The organism is Brachybacterium halotolerans (genome assembly GCF_016623465.1).
Taxonomy (GTDB): Bacteria; Actinomycetota; Actinomycetes; order Actinomycetales; family Dermabacteraceae; genus Brachybacterium; species Brachybacterium halotolerans.
Map to the genome: position 1 here is coordinate 355,851 of NZ_JAEDAJ010000003.1, position 17,161 is coordinate 373,011.

At 70.4% G+C, this 17,161-nt stretch carries 14 protein-coding genes; 7 read left to right on the forward strand and 7 right to left on the reverse strand.

The window, feature by feature from the left end; all coding sequences use genetic code 11:
• Positions 1 to 28: 28 nt before the first annotated feature.
• The 7 genes from I8D64_RS08125 to rpmH form a co-directional block, all read right to left on the reverse strand.
• A complete protein-coding gene (locus I8D64_RS08125) occupies positions 29 to 910 on the reverse strand; it encodes a ParA family protein (protein ID WP_228359649.1) in 882 nt (293 codons plus the stop codon).
• Between the two features lie 34 nt (positions 911 to 944).
• The gene (rsmG, locus tag I8D64_RS08130; protein WP_200501983.1) at positions 945 to 1,682 is read right to left on the reverse strand and encodes a 16S rRNA (guanine(527)-N(7))-methyltransferase RsmG; all 738 of its coding nucleotides are present in this window, start codon (positions 1,680 to 1,682) and stop codon (positions 945 to 947) included.
• Positions 1,682 to 2,464: a Jag family protein gene (locus tag I8D64_RS08135; RefSeq protein ID WP_200501984.1), complete on the reverse strand. Its 783-nt coding sequence runs from the start codon at positions 2,462 to 2,464 to the stop codon at positions 1,682 to 1,684. The genes rsmG and I8D64_RS08135 overlap by 1 nt, the downstream gene beginning before the upstream one ends.
• A 95-nt stretch (positions 2,465 to 2,559) precedes the next feature.
• Complete coding sequence (gene yidC / locus I8D64_RS08140; protein WP_200501985.1) at positions 2,560 to 3,660, reverse strand: membrane protein insertase YidC; 1,101 nt, start codon at positions 3,658 to 3,660, stop codon at positions 2,560 to 2,562.
• An 85-nt stretch (positions 3,661 to 3,745) separates the two neighbouring features.
• A complete protein-coding gene (gene yidD / locus I8D64_RS08145; protein WP_200501986.1) occupies positions 3,746 to 4,039 on the reverse strand; it encodes a membrane protein insertion efficiency factor YidD in 294 nt (97 codons plus the stop codon).
• Positions 4,036 to 4,449, reverse strand: a complete 414-nt coding sequence (gene rnpA, locus I8D64_RS08150; protein WP_200501987.1) for a ribonuclease P protein component — start codon at positions 4,447 to 4,449, stop codon at positions 4,036 to 4,038. The genes yidD and rnpA overlap by 4 nt, the downstream gene beginning before the upstream one ends.
• Before the next feature lie 35 nt (positions 4,450 to 4,484).
• Positions 4,485 to 4,622: a 50S ribosomal protein L34 gene (rpmH, locus tag I8D64_RS08155; RefSeq protein ID WP_152353963.1), complete on the reverse strand. Its 138-nt coding sequence runs from the start codon at positions 4,620 to 4,622 to the stop codon at positions 4,485 to 4,487.
• Between the two features lie 388 nt (positions 4,623 to 5,010).
• Here rpmH and dnaA point away from each other — a divergent pair, with 388 nt between their 5' ends.
• The 7 genes from dnaA to gyrA all read left to right on the forward strand — a co-directional run bounded on the left by dnaA (position 5,011) and on the right by gyrA (position 17,158).
• On the forward strand, positions 5,011 to 6,774 hold the full coding sequence (gene dnaA, locus I8D64_RS08160; RefSeq protein ID WP_200501988.1) for a chromosomal replication initiator protein DnaA: 1,764 nt from the start codon (positions 5,011 to 5,013) through the stop codon (positions 6,772 to 6,774).
• Between the two features lie 594 nt (positions 6,775 to 7,368).
• Positions 7,369 to 8,493 carry a DNA polymerase III subunit beta gene (dnaN, locus tag I8D64_RS08165; RefSeq protein WP_200501989.1) on the forward strand — a complete coding sequence of 375 codons (1,125 nt, stop codon included), beginning with the start codon at positions 7,369 to 7,371 and terminating at the stop codon, positions 8,491 to 8,493.
• A 20-nt stretch (positions 8,494 to 8,513) separates the two neighbouring features.
• On the forward strand, positions 8,514 to 9,791 hold the full coding sequence (gene recF / locus I8D64_RS08170) for a DNA replication/repair protein RecF (protein WP_200501990.1): 1,278 nt from the start codon (positions 8,514 to 8,516) through the stop codon (positions 9,789 to 9,791).
• A complete protein-coding gene (locus I8D64_RS08175) occupies positions 9,788 to 10,576 on the forward strand; it encodes a DciA family protein (RefSeq protein WP_343068486.1) in 789 nt (262 codons plus the stop codon). Before recF ends, I8D64_RS08175 begins: the two co-directional genes overlap by 4 nt.
• A 114-nt stretch (positions 10,577 to 10,690) precedes the next feature.
• On the forward strand, positions 10,691 to 11,644 hold the full coding sequence (locus I8D64_RS08180) for a phosphotransferase (RefSeq protein WP_200501991.1): 954 nt from the start codon (positions 10,691 to 10,693) through the stop codon (positions 11,642 to 11,644).
• Positions 11,645 to 12,146: 502 nt separating this feature from the next.
• Positions 12,147 to 14,198: a DNA topoisomerase (ATP-hydrolyzing) subunit B gene (gyrB, locus tag I8D64_RS08185; RefSeq protein WP_200502088.1), complete on the forward strand. Its 2,052-nt coding sequence runs from the start codon at positions 12,147 to 12,149 to the stop codon at positions 14,196 to 14,198.
• 71 nt (positions 14,199 to 14,269) lie between these two features.
• Positions 14,270 to 17,158 carry a DNA gyrase subunit A gene (gene gyrA, locus I8D64_RS08190; protein ID WP_200501992.1) on the forward strand — a complete coding sequence of 963 codons (2,889 nt, stop codon included), beginning with the start codon at positions 14,270 to 14,272 and terminating at the stop codon, positions 17,156 to 17,158.
• The last annotated feature ends 3 nt before the right edge of the window (positions 17,159 to 17,161 follow it).

Sequence of the window (17,161 nt, forward strand, 5' to 3'; positions counted from 1 at the left end):
AGGGTGTTGTGCGACGTCCCGCTGCAGGTCAGGGGACGCTTCGTGTGGTGAGCTCGTGCGCGGCCGCCCGATAGGCGAGCGCGCCGCTGCTCGTGGGATCGTACGACAGCACGGTCTGGCCGTAGCTCGGCGCCTCCGAGATCCTCACGGAGCGCGGGATCGTCGTCCCGAAGGTCTGATCCGGGAAGTGCGTGCGGACGTCCTCCGCGACCTGCGCCGCGAGGCGGGTGCGGGCGTCGTACATCGTCAGCAGGATCGAGGAGACCACGAGCTCGGGGTTCAGGTGCTGACGCAGCAGGTCGATGTTCTTCAGCAGCAGCGTGAGGCCCTCGAGGGCGTAGTACTCGGCCTGGATCGGGATGAGCACCTCGCGGGCGGCGACCAGCGAGTTCACGGTCAGCAGGCCCAGGCTCGGCGGGCAGTCGATGAGCACGTAGTCCAGGCGCTCGCGCCCGGAGGACTCGCGAGCGGCGAGGTAGTCGCGGATCGAGCCGCGCAGACGGTTCTCGCGCGCGACCATCGAGACCAGCTCGATCTCGGCGCCCGAGAGATCGATGGTGGCCGGGGCGCACAGCATGCCCTCGACCTCGTCGACCTCCTGCACGACGTCGTCCAGAGGGGTCGACTCCACGAGGACGTCGTACATGCTCGCGACCTCGGACTGGTGGTCCACGCCCAGCGCCGTCGACGCGTTGCCCTGCGGGTCCATGTCGATGACCAGGACCTTCAGCCCGCCCATGGCCAGGGCGGCCGCGAGGTTCACGGTCGTGGACGTCTTGCCCACCCCGCCCTTCTGGTTGGCCACCGTGATCACGCGCGTGCTCTCGGGAGCGTCGAACACGAGTCCCTCCAATTCCCGTCGACGGGCATGGTCCCGGGCGAGCTGACGCATGAGAGGGGTGTCGTCCATGCTCCCGGTGGGACCGGTGGAACGGCTGCGGCTCTCAGCCACGTGCCTCTCCCTTCCTCGTCCGTGCAGTGCTCGCGCTCCCGCCCTGCGGGGCACGGCGCACCCTGACCACTGTAGTGGGAACCTCGACCTCTCCCACTCCGAGCTCCAGCAGCTGGGGATCGACGCCGCCCAGGCGACGCAGCACCTTCTGCGCGCTCTCGATCTCCTCGGCCGCGGAGCTCCCCTTGAGCGCCAGCAGCTCCCCGTCGGGGGCGACGAGCGGCAGGGTCCACTTCGCGAGCTTCTCGAGGGCCGCGACGGCCCGTGCCGTCACCGCGTCGAAGCTCCGTCGGCCGTGCAGATCCTCCGCCCGGGCGCGGACCACCTCGACCTCGAGGCCCAGCTCCTCGGCGACCTCCTCGAGCCAGCTCGCACGGCGCTGCATGGTCTCGATCAGGGTGATCCGCAGGTCGGGTCGGGCGATCGCGAGGACCACACCGGGAAGTCCCGCTCCGGAGCCGACGTCGGCCAGCGTGCGCGTTCCCTCGTCGATCGCGTCCACGAGCAGCGCGCAGTTGATCAGATGGCGCTCCCAGAGCCTGTCCACCTCGCGCGGGCCGATGAGGCCGCGCTCGAGGCCGTCCGTAGCGAGCATGCCGACGAACCGCTCGGCCGGGCCCAGCCGGTCACCCAGCAGGCGCTCGGCGACGGGCCGCAGATGCTCGGGCAGCGCCGGGGCCGAGGCGCCGCTGCGACCAGCGCCCTCGGGGCCGACGGGACCGGCGCCCATCAGGACGCCGGGTAGATGACGACGTGACGGTCCTTGCCGTCCCCGTCGGACTCGGAGCGCAGGCCTGCCTGCTTGGCGACGTCGTGGACGACCTTGCGCTCGAAGGGGTTCATCGGCCGCAGCGGCACCGGACGGCCGTTCTCCCGAGCGGTCGCGACGGCGTCCTCGGCGAGGTGCTCGAGGTCGTCCTTGCGCTGCGCGCGGAAGCCGCCGATGTCGAGCATGAGGCGCGAGCGGTTGCCGGTGCGGGACTGCACGGCGAGGCGGGCCAGCTCCTGCAGGGCATCGAGCAGCTCGCCGCGCGAGCCGTTGAGCTTCGCGAGGCGGTCGGCGCCGCGGATCTCGACCGACGCGCGGTCCCCGTCCACGTCGATGTCGATGTCGCCGTCGAGATCGGCGATGTCGAGCAGCTCCTCGAGGTAGTCGGCGGCGATGTCGCCCTCCTCCTCGAGCTCGCGGACGCGCTCGGCCGGATCGCGGGGCGCGGCCGGCCCCTCCTCGTCGGAGTCCTCGTCGGCCTGCTGCTCCTCGGCGTCCGGAGAGGCGCTCTCATCGTCGCTCGCAGAGGCCGGGGCCTCGGCGGCGGGAGCCGCGGTCTCAGCCGGAGCCGCGGTCTCAGCCGGAGCCGCGGTCTCGGCGGGGGCCTCGAGTGCGTCGCCGTTCTCGGGAGCGCCGCCGGTCTCGAGTGCGTCGCCGGTGTCGACGCCGGAATCGGCGGCCGGTGCGCTGGCGGGGGTCTCGGACGTCTCGACGGCGTCGTCGGAGGTGCTGGGTTCGGTCATGGTGTTCTCCTCAGGGGATGGGTGAGGCCGTGGGCCGTGCATCGGATCCGCAGGGGCGGGGCGCTCCGCCCCTGCGGGATCGTGCGGGGAACGACTCAGCGCTTGCGCTTCTTGCCCTTGTTCAGGGCGTTGGACGGCTTCTTGCCGGACTGGTCGGAGGACTTCTCGCCACCGTCCTGGTTGCGCGCGCGCCGCTCCTCCTGGGCCTTGCGGCGTGCCTCGCGAGCCGCCTCGAGGCGCTCGGCGTCGGTCATCTTCTTCCCGCCCTTGTTGGCCTTGGGCTGCACCCGGATCGGGGCGTCGTCGTCGACGACCACGGGCTTCTTGGGCGTGAAGTCGAGGGGCTCGAGGCCGTTCTTCTCGCGCTTGGCGTTGATGCGCTTCTGGTGCGAGGACTCGGCGGGAGAGCCGGGCGTCGGGTACGTGTAGACCACGATCGCCTGCTGCGCCATGGTCCAGACGGTGGTGGTCAGCATGTAGGTGAGCACGCCGATCGGCAGGCCCGGTCCCGTGATCACGTAGATGAACGGGAGCATGTAGATCATCATCTTCTGGGTGCTCGCCATCGGGCCCTCGAGGGCCGACGGCGGCATGTTCCGCATCGTCAGCTCCTTCTGGGTGATGAAGTTGCCCAGACACATCAGCGCGATGATGACGCCCGCGACGATCTTGGTGCCGATGCCGCCCGCGCCGGAGTTCAGGAAGCTGTCCGCGATGGTGACGTGGCCGAAGAGGGTCGCGTGGTAGGCGTTGGAGGCCAGATCATGCGTCAGGGGGCCGAAGGCCTCGCCGTTCGCCGCGTCCTTGAGCTTGTAGAACAGCACGCGGAACAAGGCGAAGAAGATCGGCATCTGCAGCACGAGCGGCAGGCACGAGGAGAGCGGGTTCGCCCCGGCCTCCCGGTAGATGGCCATGGTCTCCTCGCTCATCGCCTGCCGGGACGCCTGGTCGGTCTTGCCCTTGTACTTCTTCTGCACGGCCTTGAGCTGCGGCGAGACCGCCTGCATGGCGCGCGAGGACCGGATCTGCCGGATGAACAGCGGCGTGATCAGGGTGCGGACGACGATCGTGAGTCCCACGATGGACAGCAGCCAGGTCCAGCCGGAGCTGCCGTCCATGAAGAGGTCGAGGAACCGGTGGAACAGCACCATGATCCATGCGACGGCCCACTCGATGGGATAGAGGATGTTGGGCATCGGCCTGATCTTCCTGCCGTCCGTAGGCGCATGTAGTTCATGCGGTGTGACGGCTGCGGGTCGGGGTCTCGGACAAGGGTAGGCCCTATCGGGCTGGGCGCCGCCCTCGCGAGCGATGGCCGGGACGTGGGTTCGTCCACATCCCGGGTGCCGGCACGGGATCGATCCCGCCCCGGGTGAAGGGGTTGCAGCGCACGATCCGCCAGGCGGTCAGCAGCAGTCCCTTGACGGCTCCGTGCCTGCGCAGGGCGTCCATGCCGTACTGCGAGCACACGGGGTCGAAGCGGCACGCCGGCGGCGTGTAGGGCGAGATCCCCACCTGGTAGGCGCGGATCGGGAGCATGAGCACCCGGCGCGGGAGCGCCGCGAGCGGCATCATGGCGCGACCGCCGCTGTCGGCGTCCCGGGTGCGGTGCTCTCCGCGGACCGCTGCGCCGAGCGCTTCTCGAGCTTGCGGCGGGCGCTCGCGATCGCGCCGGTCACCTGCTCCTCGAGATCCGCGAAGGGCACGTCCTGCACCCCGGGGAGGGTGCGCAGCACCAGGTCGGAGCGCTCCGGGATCTCGGTCAGGTGGCTGCGCACGATCTCCCGCAGACGGCGGGATACCCGATGGCGCACCACCGAGTTGCCCACCTTCGTGGAGACGACGAATCCCACGCGGGCCTCCTGGGGCTCCTCCGTGCGGAGGACCAGGTGGGCGACCACGTGGGATCGTGCGGCGCGGGCTCCTCGGCGGGTGGCCGTGCGGAACTGCTGCGCCGTGTGCAACCGGTGGCGGGACCAGCTCATGGCCCTGCCTCCGAGATCACCGGTCGAGCCGAGGCTCAGGCCGAGAGCTCGGAGCGGCCCTTCGAACGGCGCGCGTTGATGATGGCGCGGCCGGCGCGGGTGCGCATGCGGGCGCGGAAGCCGTGCTTGCGGGCGCGGCGGCGGTTGTTCGGCTGGAACGTACGCTTGGTCATCGGTTCTCCTCGATCGCGGCACAGGGGCGTGCCTCTCGCGGTGGCTCTGGGGCCGCTGCGCGATCACGGGGGCGGGCGCTTCCGGTGTCCGGGGCCGACGTGGGGCCCGGTTCCGTGCGACTCCGCCGACCCAGGGGGCGGCACAGCGACGACTGCACGATCCTAGGCTCGGGCACACGGGGGGTCAACGGACGCGACGCTGGTCAGCCCGATTGTGGTGCGATTCTCACCCGTCGCGAGGGATCCTGCCGCGTCCCGGCGACCCTCCGGTGACGAGCCCGCGAACGATTCCTCCCGGCGATGCGCATGCTCACCCCCGGAGCGTCCCCAGGCGCTCCGAGACTGTGGAAAACTGGGTGGACAACCCTGAGCCCGTACGGAGAGCAGCATGGACGAGACAGCCGTCGACTACGACGCGACCTGGGACGAGACCCTTCGGATCCTGCGTCGGTACGAGACCGTCACCGAGCGCGCCATGGCCTTCCTGACCCTCTCCCGGCTGATGGCCATCGTCGCGGACACCGCACTGGTCGCAGCCCCTTCCACCTGGGCGAAGGACCTCTTCGAGCAGCGCATCGCCGGCGCCCTGAAGGAGGCGCTGTCCGAGGCCACGGGGCGGGAGACCCGCTTCGCCGTCACCGTCGACGAGTCCCTCTTCGAGGACGACGACGAATCTCCTCGCGGCACGGCAGCCGCCGACCGCGCGCCGTCCACCGGGGCTGTGGACACCGATGTGGACAACGTGGACGGAGCGGACGCCCAGGGCGGCTCCGCAGGTGCTCGGAGCACCGCCTCCGCCCCGTCCCCGCTGCCGTCCTCCCCGTCGTCCGTCCCCTCCCCGGACCCCGCTCCGGCGGGCGGCGCCGGTGCCCGCCGACCGTTCGGCGCCGATCGCTTCCCCGCGGAGGCGCCGACGGAGACCGGATCGGGAAAGGGGACGGCGGGCCCGTCGTCCGACGCTCGGAGCCGACGCGAGGATGCCGAGTGGTTCGCCCACGAGGACGATGCCCGCCGCTCGGAGAGGACGCAACGGGTCGACGAGACCCGTCGGCCCACGGATGCCGCCCCGCCCGGCGACGAGGAGTCGACGCTGGGCTCGGACTCGCGCCTGAACGCGAAGTACACCTTCGACACCTTCGTCATCGGCTCGTCCAACCGCTTCGCGCAGGCCGCCGCCTCCGCGGTCGCCGAGGCCCCCGCTCGCGCCTACAACCCGCTCTTCATCTACGGCGGCTCGGGACTGGGCAAGACCCACCTGCTGCACGCGGTGGGCCACTACGCGCAGTCGCTGTACCCGGGCATCGAGGTGCGCTACGTGAACTCCGAGGAGTTCACCAACGACTTCATCAACTCCGTGCAGTCCGGCCAGTTCGGCAAGGCGCAGGAGTTCCATCGCCGCTACCGCGACATCGACATCCTGCTCATCGACGACATCCAGTTCCTGCAGCGCGCGCCGGAGACGATGGAGGCCTTCTTCCATACGTTCAACACGCTGCACAACGCCGACAAGCAGATCGTCATCACCTCCGATCTGCCCCCGAAGCAGCTGGGCGGCTTCGAGGACCGCATGCGCTCGCGCTTCGAGATGGGTCTGATGACGGACGTGCAGCCGCCGGACCTCGAGACCCGCATCGCGATCCTGCGCAAGAAGGTCGAGATGGAGGGCACCCAGGAGGTCCCCCGCGACGTCCTGGAGTACATCGCCTCGAGGATCTCCACGAACATCCGCGAGCTCGAGGGCGCCCTGATCCGTGTCCAGGCGCTGCATTCCCTGTCCCGGCAGCCGATGGACGTCTCCCTCGCCGAGAGCGTCCTGAAGGACCTCCTCGCGCATGACGACGGCGCCGAGGTCACGGCCGCGACGATCATCGCGCAGACCGCCTCCTACTTCGGCCTCACGGTCGACCAGATCACCGGCGGCGCCCGCACCCGCGTGCTCGTCACCGCGCGTCAGATCGCCATGTACCTGTGCCGCGAGCTCACGGACATGCCGCTGATCCGCATCGGCGAGGAGTTCGGCGGCCGCGACCACACCACCGTCATGCATGCCAACAAGAAGATCTCGGAGCTCATGAAGGAGCGTCGGGCGATCTTCAACCAGGTGACCGAGCTGACGGCGCGCATCAAGAACTCGAGCTCCAAGAACGCCTGAGGCCCGATCGTCGGGCGCGGGCGGTCGAGGCGCCACCGGCCCTGACACACCGTGCGACAGACCATGGATCACAGGGACGGTCGGGCCGACGTCGTCCCCAGTGTGAACAACTCTGTGGACAATGTGGAGCATCGAGCGTTCCCGCAGGGGTCGATGTGCATGGATTCTTGTGGTTCCACGGCCCGTATCGGACAGATGTGCACAGAGCACCCACATCGAGGTGGACGTCGTCAACGCTGCATGCACGACCGCATCATGCGCTGTGACCTGCGACGACGTGAGTTCTCCACGACATCAACAGCCGTGAAGAAGAGGAATCCTGTTCTTGTTCCGCTGAGGATGTGGAGAAGTCGGGGTGCGAGGGCTGCGTCCGTCGGCCTGGGGCCCCGGAGCTTCGAGGCAGTGAATGTCAAGCGTGTGATTCGGTGTGTCGCGAGAAGTGCCTCCGAGCGGCTACGCTGACGACCGCGCCCCGAGGGATCCGTCCCCGGGGCGATTCCCGCCGAGAGCCGGCACCCCGGCAGCTCGACACCCCGCACCTGATCTGCCGGGAACCCGGCACCGACCTCGACCCCCTGCGAAGGAGTGGCAACGGTGAAGTTCCACCTCGACCGCGGCGTCCTCGGCGACGCCGTCACCTGGGCGACCCGTACGCTCCCCGTCCGGCCCGCGATGCCGATCCTGCAGGGCGTGCGCGTCGTCGCCCAGAGCACCGGCGAGCTGCTGCTGTCGACCTTCGACTACGAGGTCAGCGCGCAGATCACCCTTCCCGCCGAGGTCGAGGACCCGGGCGAGGTCCTGGTCCAGGGCCGCATGCTCTCGGACATCGTCCGCTCCCTGCCCAACAAGGACGTCTCGATCGAGCTGGTCGGCACCAAGGTCGAGGTGCGCTGCGGCAGCGCCGCCTTCTCCCTGGCGACCCTCCCCGTCGACGAGTACCCGCAGCTCCCGGAGATGCCCCCGGTCGCGGGCACCGTCCAGGCCGACGTGTTCGCCGAGGCGATCTCCCAGGTCACCGTCGCCGCCTCCAAGGACGACACCCTCCCGCTGCTGACCGGCGTGCGCGTCGAGATCGTCGGCGAGAAGATGACGCTGATGGCGACCGACCGCTACCGCCTGGCGATGAGCGAGATCACCTGGCGCCCCTCGCGGCCCGACCTCGAGATCACCGCCCTGGTGCGCGCCCGCACCCTGCAGGAGGTGGCCCGCTCCCTCGCGACCGGCGGCAGCGTCGACATTGCGATCTCGGACGACTCCTCGGCGAACCTCATCGGCTTCGAGGCCGGCGGCCGCCGCACCACCTCGACCCTCGTGGACGGCGACTACCCGCCGGTGCGCCGCCTGTTCCCGAGCTCGACCCCGATCACGGCCGTGGTCGCTACCGCTCCGCTCATCGACGCGGTCAAGCGCGTCTCTCTGGTCGCCGAGCGCAACACGCCCGTGCGCTTCTCCTTCACCGAGGGCAACGTGACGCTCGAGGCCGGCGCCGGCGACGACGCCCAGGCCTCCGAGTCCCTCGAGGCCCAGCTCGACGGCGAGGAGCTCGTCGTCGGCTTCAACTCCGGCTTCCTGCTCGACGGCCTCGGCGCCCTCGGCGAGGACTTCGCGAAGCTCACCTTCACCGACTCCATCAAGCCCTCCGTCATGAGCGGCCAGGAGTCCCTCGAGGGCGATGCCTCCGGCGAGTACAAGTACCTGATCATGCCGATGCGGATCTGAGGGGGCGGGGTGATGTCCCCGTGCATCTGACCTCCCTGGATCTCCTCGACTTCCGCTCCTACGAGCATCTCGAGCTGCCCTTCGCCCCGGGCGTGACCGTCTTCGTCGGCCCCAACGGGCAGGGCAAGACGAACATCGTCGAATCGCTCTGGTACCTCGCGACACTCTCGAGCCACCGCGTCCCGCACGACGCCGCCCTGGTGCGGCGCGGGGAATCGACCGCGATCATCCGTGCCGCCTTCGTGCGCGCCGGCCGTGACCTGCGGGTCGATCTCCAGATCACCCCGGGCAAGTCGAACCGGGCGCGGGTGCAGGGCGCCGCCCTGAACCGCCTGCGGGATTTGCTCGGCGAGGTGCGCGCCGTGCTCTTCGCCCCCGAGGACCTGGGTCTGGTCAAGGCCGATCCCGAGGGCCGACGGCGATTCCTCGACGAGCTGCTCTTCCTGATCGCCCCGCGCTTCGCGGGCGTGAAGGCCGACTACGATCGCGTGGTCAAGCAGCGCACGGGCCTGCTCAAGCAGATGCGCACCATGCGCCGCGGCGGGGCCGGCCGCTCCGTGGGAGGTCTCGATCCCGAGGAGGCGGCGGTCTCGACCCTCGAGGTCTGGGACCAGCAGCTCGCCCGCTTGGGCGCCGAGCTGCTGCGCGCCCGCGTGCACCTCGTGAACCGGCTGCGCCCCCACGTCGGCTACTCCTACCTGCGCGTGGCGAGCGACGCCGGCGCCGAGTCCTCCCTCGACCTGCCGCCCGACCAGCGGGGCAGCATCGACTCCCCGGCCGACATCTCCTACCGCTCGAGCGTGCTCGACACGCTCGCCGTGCCCGACGGCGCGCTGCCCAGCACCAAGGAGCTCGAGGACGCCCTGCTCGCCGAGGCCGTCGCCAAGCGCGACGACGAGGTCGACCGGGGCGTGACGCTCGTCGGACCCCATCGCGACGACCTCGAGATCCGTCTGCACGGCTTCCCCGCCAAGGGGTACGCGAGCCACGGCGAATCCTGGTCCCTCGCCCTCGCGCTGCGCCTGGGCTCCTACGACCTGCTGCGCCTGGAGGAGGGTGATCTGGGTGACGGTGAGCCGATCCTCGTTCTCGACGACGTCTTCAGCGAGCTCGACACGAGTCGTCGTGAGCGCCTGGGCCGCATCGTCACCGGCGCCTCCCAGGTGCTCATCACCACGGCCAACGACTCCGACATCCCCGACTCCCTCGAGGGCGAGATCCATGTGGTCGACGTGCAGCTCGGCGAGGCCCGAGTGCGCGAGGGAAGTCTCCACCACGGCGGCGGGGGCAGCTGGTGACTCCCGCGTCGGGCGGCGTGCCGAACCCGTACGACCTGGGCACCTGGCGCGAACGGGCTGCCCAGGAGGAGCGGCGCCAGGCCCTCGCCGGCAGCGGGGGTCGGCGCGCACGTGCACGTCGGGACGGCGCGGCCTCGCCGGCGAAGGGGGCGGCGGAGCGATCAGCCGGGCAACCGGCGGAAGAGCCGGCGATCAGATCCGCCGACCAGACGCCCGTCGATACGGATCGCGTCGACGAGGAGCCCGTCGACCCTCCCGAGCTGCCCCGCAGCGACGACTCCTTCGAGCTCGCCCGGCGCACCGTGAACCGCTCCCGGGCCGCCGCTCGGGATCGCGGCCTGTTCCCGATCTCCGCGAAGACGCAGGGCCTCCACGAGCGCCGCAGGCGCAGCACGCCCGGGTACTCGGGCTCCCGCCCCGACGCCCGTGACCCGCAGGGGCTCGAGGCCGTGATGCGGCGGGTCCTGGGCGACCTGGGCTGGACCGAGGGCATGAACTCCGGGCGCGTCCTGGAGGAGTGGGACGAGATCGTGGGGCCGAGCGTCGCCGAGCACTGCACCCCCGTCTCGCTCGACGAGGGCGTCCTCGTGGTCTCGGCGAGCTCCTCCGCCTGGGCCACGCAGATGCGCATGCTCACCCCGCGCCTGATCTCCACCATCGAGGAGCACGTGGGCGCGCACGTCGTCTCCGAGCTGCGCGTGACCGGGCCCGCGGCGGCCGAGCGCTCCTGGAAGCGAGGCCGACGCACCGTCACCTGGCGCGGCCCCCGCGACACCTACGGCTGAGGCGCCCACGGACCAGCGAACTCCGGTGGTCAGGGACGTGCGCCCCCCGAAAACCGGTGGAGACCTCGCCCGAGCCCCGGGATCATCGAATCGCCGGCCACCGGGAGGAGAGCCATGACCGAGCCCACGACTCACCGTCTGACCTGGGACGACCTCCCCGAGCGCGTGCATGCCCGAGTGGCGGACGTGCTCGGCGCACCGGTCCACGCCCACCGGAGCGCTCACGGCGGCTTCTCCCCGAGCACCGCCGAGGTCGTCACCGCCCGCAATGGACGCACGGCCTTCGTGAAGGCGGTGACGGCACGGACCAACGCGGGATCGATGCGGCTGAACCTCCAGGAAGCCGGGAACCTCGAGCACATGCCGCCCGCGGTTCCCGCAGCACGGCTGATCGCCTCGTTCAGCGAGGGCCCCTGGTTCGTGCTCATGATCGAGGCCGTCGACGGCTCGCTCCCGACTCTGCCATGGGCACCGTCGATGCTCGACGCGGTCCTCGAGACCCTGGACGTTCTGCAGCGGGAGGCGACTCCTTCACCTCTCCCGAGTGCTCCGTCCGTTCCCGACCAAATCGGGGAGGACCTGCGAGGATTCGAGCGGGTTCACGCCGATCCCCCTGCGGATCTCGATCCCTGGATCCGTGCGCGCATCGGAGACCTCGCCACGGCTGGGACCGACGGGATCGCCTCGCTGGACGGGGACACGTTGTGCCACACCGACCTGCGGGCGGACAACCTGCTGGTGCGGAGCGACGGCTCCGTCGTGATCGTGGACTGGGCGTGGGCCGGCCGGGGGAGCCGCGTCGCGGACGCCCTGCAGCTGTTCGCCTCGGTGGACGACGCCGATGGGGCGCTGGACGTCGACGCCCGGATCGACGCGCTCATGGACCGACATGGGGCGCCGAGATCCGATGCGACCGACGTTCTCGCAGGGATCCTCGGCTTCTTCGTCGACGCCTCCCGATGGGACGTCGATCCTTCGCTGCCGACCCTGGGCGAGCACCGTCGGCGCAGCCGCGATCGTCTCCTGCCGATGGTCCGTAGGCGCTGGGAGCGCGAGGGCCGCCCCTGAGCGCTGCCGTTGAGGGGAATGCCTCGGACGACGACGGCGCGGAAGGCGTCGGGCGGCGCCGGTGCCGAAGCACCAGACGCCCTCCAGACGCGTCAGCGGCCCGCCGGACGTACCGGCCCTCATCTCCACCACCCCGGATCACTCCGAGAGGCGTCGCAGAGCCTCCTGGAGGCACTTCCGGGGGCGATCTGTCCCCATTTTCGTGCCGCACGGCGTGAATCGTGGCCTCGAATCCGCTAGAATGAAGAGGTTCGGCCGGAAGCATCCACGGCCGCGGATCAGGAGACGTCGGCTGCGGCCGCTCGCTCCGGGTCGCCCCAGGTCATCGCACGGACTCGCGCCGTGGGGAGATCGGTGCGCCGTCTGCGGTCGGCGATGCCGTCGGCCGGCGAGCACGGCACCCGTCGGCGGAACGATCCTGCCCCCGGTGTGCACCGAGACCCGAGGAGCGAACCCCGACGTGAGCGACAGCGCGATGGCAGCCGAGAATCCCGACGAGCAGATGTCGGAGGAGACCGAGCATCAGCTCGCGGCCGAGGTCGCCGGAGGGAACTACGGCGCCTCCGACATCACCGTCCTCAAGGGCCTGGACGCGGTCCGCAAGCGCCCCGGCATGTACATCGGGTCCACCGGTGAGCGCGGCCTGCACCACATGGTCCAGGAGATCGTCGACAACTCGGTGGACGAGGCGATGGCCGGCTACGGCGAGACCATCGAGGTCACGCTGCTGGCCGACGGCGGAGTGCGGGTCGTCGACCACGCCCGCGGCATCCCCGTCGGCATGCACCCCACCGAGGGCAAGCCCACCGTCGAGCTCGTGCTCACCCAGCTACACGCGGGCGGCAAGTTCGGCGGCGGCGGGTACGCGGTCTCCGGCGGTCTCCACGGCGTGGGCTCCTCCGTCGTGAACGCCCTGTCCACCCAGCTCGACGTCGAGGTGCGCCGCGAGGGCCACGTGCACCGTCAGACCTACCTGCGGGGCGTGCCGTCGACCGATCTCGTCGAGGGCGAGGAGACCGGGGAGACCGGCACCACGATCACCTTCTGGGCCGATGCCGACATCTTCGACACCGTCGACTACGACTTCGAGACGCTGCGCAAGCGCTTCCAGCAGATGGCCTTCCTCAACAAGGGGCTGCGGATCTCGCTGACCGACGAGCGCCCGGAGGACGTCGAGGAGGACGACGACCAGGCCGTCGACGTCGCGCGCGAGGCCGAGGACGCCGCCGAGGGCACCGACCCGAAGAAGCCCCGCACCGTCACGTACCGCTACGAGAACGGCCTGCGCGACTTCGTCGCCTACATCAACTCGGTCAAGCGGGCCGACATCGTTCACCCCGAGATCATCGACATCGAGGCCGAGGACACCGAGGTCATGATCTCCGTGGAGATCGCGATGCAGTGGACGACCGCCTACTCCGAGTCGGTCCACACCTACGCCAACACCATCAACACGCACGAGGGCGGCACCCACGAGGAGGGCTTCCGCTCCGCGCTGACCGGCGTGGTCAACCGCTACGCCAAGGCGCAGGGCCTCATCAAGGACAAGGACCCGAACCTTACCGGCGAGGACATCCGCGAGGGCCTCACCGCGGTCGTCTCCGTGAAGCTCGGCGAGCCCCAGTTCGAGGGCCAGACCAAGACGAAGCTCGGCAACACCATCGCCCGCACCTTCGTCTCCAAGGTGATGACCGAGAAGGTCGGCGACTGGTTCGAGTCCCACCCGGGCGAGGCCCGCGACATCGTGCGCAAGGCCCAGAGCGCCGCGCTGGCCCGCGAGGCCGCCCGCAAGGCGCGCGACGCGACCCGCCGCAAGTCCCCGCTCGAGAGCGGCGGCATGCCCGGCAAGCTCAAGGACTGCCAGTCCCGCAACCCCGCCGAGTGCGAGGTGTTCATCGTCGAGGGCGACTCCGCCGGCGGCTCCGCCGTGCAGGGCCGCGACCCGCGCACGCAGGCGATCCTCCCGATCCGCGGCAAGATCCTGAACGTCGAGAAGGCGCGCCTGGACCGCGCCCTGGACAACCAGGAGGTGCGCTCGCTGATCACCGCCTTCGGCACCGGCATCGGCGAGGACTTCGACGCCACCAAGCTGCGGTACCACAAGATCATCCTGATGGCCGACGCCGACGTCGACGGCCAGCACATCTGCACCCTGCTGCTGACGCTGCTGTTCCGCTACATGCGCCCGCTCATCGAGCTCGGCCACGTGTTCATCGCGATGCCGCCGCTGTACCGCCTGAAGTGGTCCAACGCCCCGCACGACTACGTGTTCAGCGACGACGAGCGCGATGCGCGCCTCGCCGAGGGCCGCGCCTCCGGCAAGCGGATCCCCAAGGACAACGGCATCCAGCGCTACAAGGGCCTGGGCGAGATGGACTGGCAGGAGCTGCAGACCACCACGATGGACCGCGCCTCGCGCACCCTCAAGCAGGTCACCGTCGACGAGGCGGCCGATGCCGACGCGGTGTTCTCCGTGCTCATGGGCGACGACGTCGAGTCGCGCCGCCGCTTCATCCAGGAGAACGCGAAGGACGTGCGCTTCCTCGACATCTGATCGAGAGCGAGCCCGCCCCGCACCTCCCAGACGACCCGCACTGACAGGCCCTGAACGAAAGGCGCCAGCTGATGAACGACGATTCCGACACCCCCGAGAACCCCGGCACCCCGGGCGGCCCCGAGGACCAGCACACCCCGACCGGCGCCGAGGGCGCGGGCGACGTCCCCGACCCCTCCGACGACGCGACCGGCTCGGGCGCGCCCGTCGGCCCCGACGGTCCCGACGCCGGCGGCACCCAGATCGAGGTCGGCGAGGCCTCCGAGCGTGTGATCACCCTGGTGGACCCGCTCGACGAGGGCGAGGGCGACCTCATCACCCAGGTCGACCTGAACCAGGAGATGCAGCGCTCCTTCCTCGACTACGCGATGAGCGTCATCGTGGACCGCGCCCTCCCGGACGTGCGCGACGGCCTCAAGCCCGTGCACCGCCGCATCGTCTACGCGATGTACGACGGTGGCTACCGCCCCGACCGCTCCTTCTCCAAGTGCGCGAAGGTCGTCGGCGAGGTCATGGGCGGCTACCACCCCCACGGCGACTCCGCGATCTACGACGCCATGGTGCGCCTCGTGCAGCCCTGGAACATGCGCTACCCGCTGATCCTGGGCCAGGGCAACTTCGGCTCGGCCGGCGACGACGGCGCAGCCGCCTCGCGGTACACGGAGTGCAAGATGGCGCCGCTGGCCCTCGAGCTGGTGCGCGACATCAACGAGAACACCGTCGACATGCAGGACAACTACGACGGCACCCTCGAGGAGCCGACGATCCTGCCGGCGCGCTTCCCGAACCTGCTGTGCAACGGCTCCGCAGGCATCGCCGTGGGCATGGCCACGAACATCCCGCCGCACAACCTGCGCGAGGTCTCCGAGGCCGTCCAGTGGCTGCTGCAGAATCCCGAGGCGACGAAGGAGGAGCTGCTGGACGCGTGCCTCGCCCGCATCAAGGGCCCCGACTTCCCCTCGGGCGCGACCATCGTGGGCACCCGCGGCATCCAGGACGCGTACCGCACCGGTCGCGGCTCCATCACCCAGCGCGCCGTGGTCTCCACCGAGGAGGTCCGGGGGCGGATGGCGCTCGTCGTCACCGAGCTCCCGTACCAGGTCAACCCCGATTCGCTCGCCCGCAAGATCGCCGAGCTCGTGAAGCTCGGCAGGCTCCAGGGCATCGCCGACATCAACGACGAGACCTCGGGCCGCACGGGCCAGCGCCTCGTGCTCACGCTCAAGCGCGACGCCGTCGCCAAGGTCGTGCTGAACAACCTGTACAAGCACACGCAGCTGCAGGAGAACTTCAGCGCGAACATGCTCGCGCTCGTGAACGGGGTGCCGCGCACCCTGTCCGTCGACTCCTTCGTGCGCGAGTGGACGAAGCACCAGCTCGACGTCATCGTGCGCCGCACCCAGTACCGCCTGGACCGTGCCGAGGAGCAGATCCACATCTACCGCGGCTACCTCAAGGCGCTCGACGCGCTCGACGAGGTCATCGCGCTGATCCGCCGCTCCCCGGATGCCGACGAGGCCCGCACCGGCCTCATGGAGCTGCTCGAGATCGACGAGATCCAGGCGAACGCGATCCTCTCGATGCAGCTGCGCCGCCTGGCCGCCCTGGAGCGCCAGAAGATCATCGAGGAGCACGACCGCCTGCAGGCCCTCATCGAGGAGTACAAGGCGATCCTCGCCTCCCCGCAGCGCCAGCGCGACATCGTCTCCGAGGAGCTCGCGGGCGTCGTCGAGAAGTACGGCGACGACCGTCGGACCGAGATCCTGCCCTTCGACGGCGACATGTCGATGGAGGACCTCATCCCCGAGGAGGACGTGGTCGTCACCATCACCAAGGGCGGCTACGTCAAGCGCACCCGCACCGACCAGTACCGCGCCCAGAAGCGCGGCGGCAAGGGCGTGCGCGGTGCCAGCCTGCGGGACGACGACGTGGTCCAGCACTTCTTCACCACGACCACCCACCAGTGGCTGCTGTTCTTCACCGACGCCGGCCGCGTCTACCGCGCCAAGGGCTACGAGATCCCCGAGGCCCCGCGCGACGCCAAGGGCCAGCACGTGGCGAACCTGCTGGCCTTCCAGCCGGACGAGCACATCGCCTCCGTGCTCGCGATCTCCAGCTACGAGGACGCCGAGTACCTGGTGCTCGCCACCCGCCACGGCCTCGTGAAGAAGACCGCGCTCACCCAGTTCGACTCGTCCCGCACGGGCGGCATCATCGCCGTGAACCTGCGCGAGATGGAGACGGCCGACGGCCCCCAGCCCGACGAGCTCGTGGCCGCCCGCGTGGTCGACGGCGACGACCAGCTGCTGCTGGTCTCCCGCAACGGCCAGAGCGTGCGCATGCCCGCCTCGGACGACGTGCTGCGCCCGATGGGCCGCGCCACCAGCGGCGTCACCGGCATGAAGTTCCGCCACGACGACGAGCTGCTCGCGATGGACGTGGTGCGCCCCGGCACCTACGTGGTGACCGTGACCGACGGAGGCTTCGCCAAGCGCTCGGACATCGAGGAGTACCGGGTCCAGGGCCGCGGCGGCCTCGGCATCCGCGTCGCCAAGCTGCCCGACGACCGCGGCCACCTGGTGGGCGCAGCCGTCGTCGAGGAGGGCGACGAGCTGCTGGTCGTGATGGAGAAGGGCAAGGTGGTGCGCTCGCGCGTCGCCGAGATCCCCGTCAAGGGCCGCACCACCATGGGCGTCGTCTTCGCCAAGCCCGGCAAGAACGACCACATCGTGCTGGTCGCCGTGAGCGCCGAGTCCGACGTCGACCTCGACGAGGCCGATCCGGAGGACGGCGCGGAGGATCCGTCGGCCGCGTCGTCGGCCGATCCCGTGGTCGATCCCGCGGGGCAGGCGCCCGACGCGTCTGCCGAGGATGCGGACGCAGATGCTCTAGGCTCGGGTGCGTCCGACGACGCGTCGAGCGACGACGCGTCCACCGGCGACGTCTCATCGGAGGAGTGACCC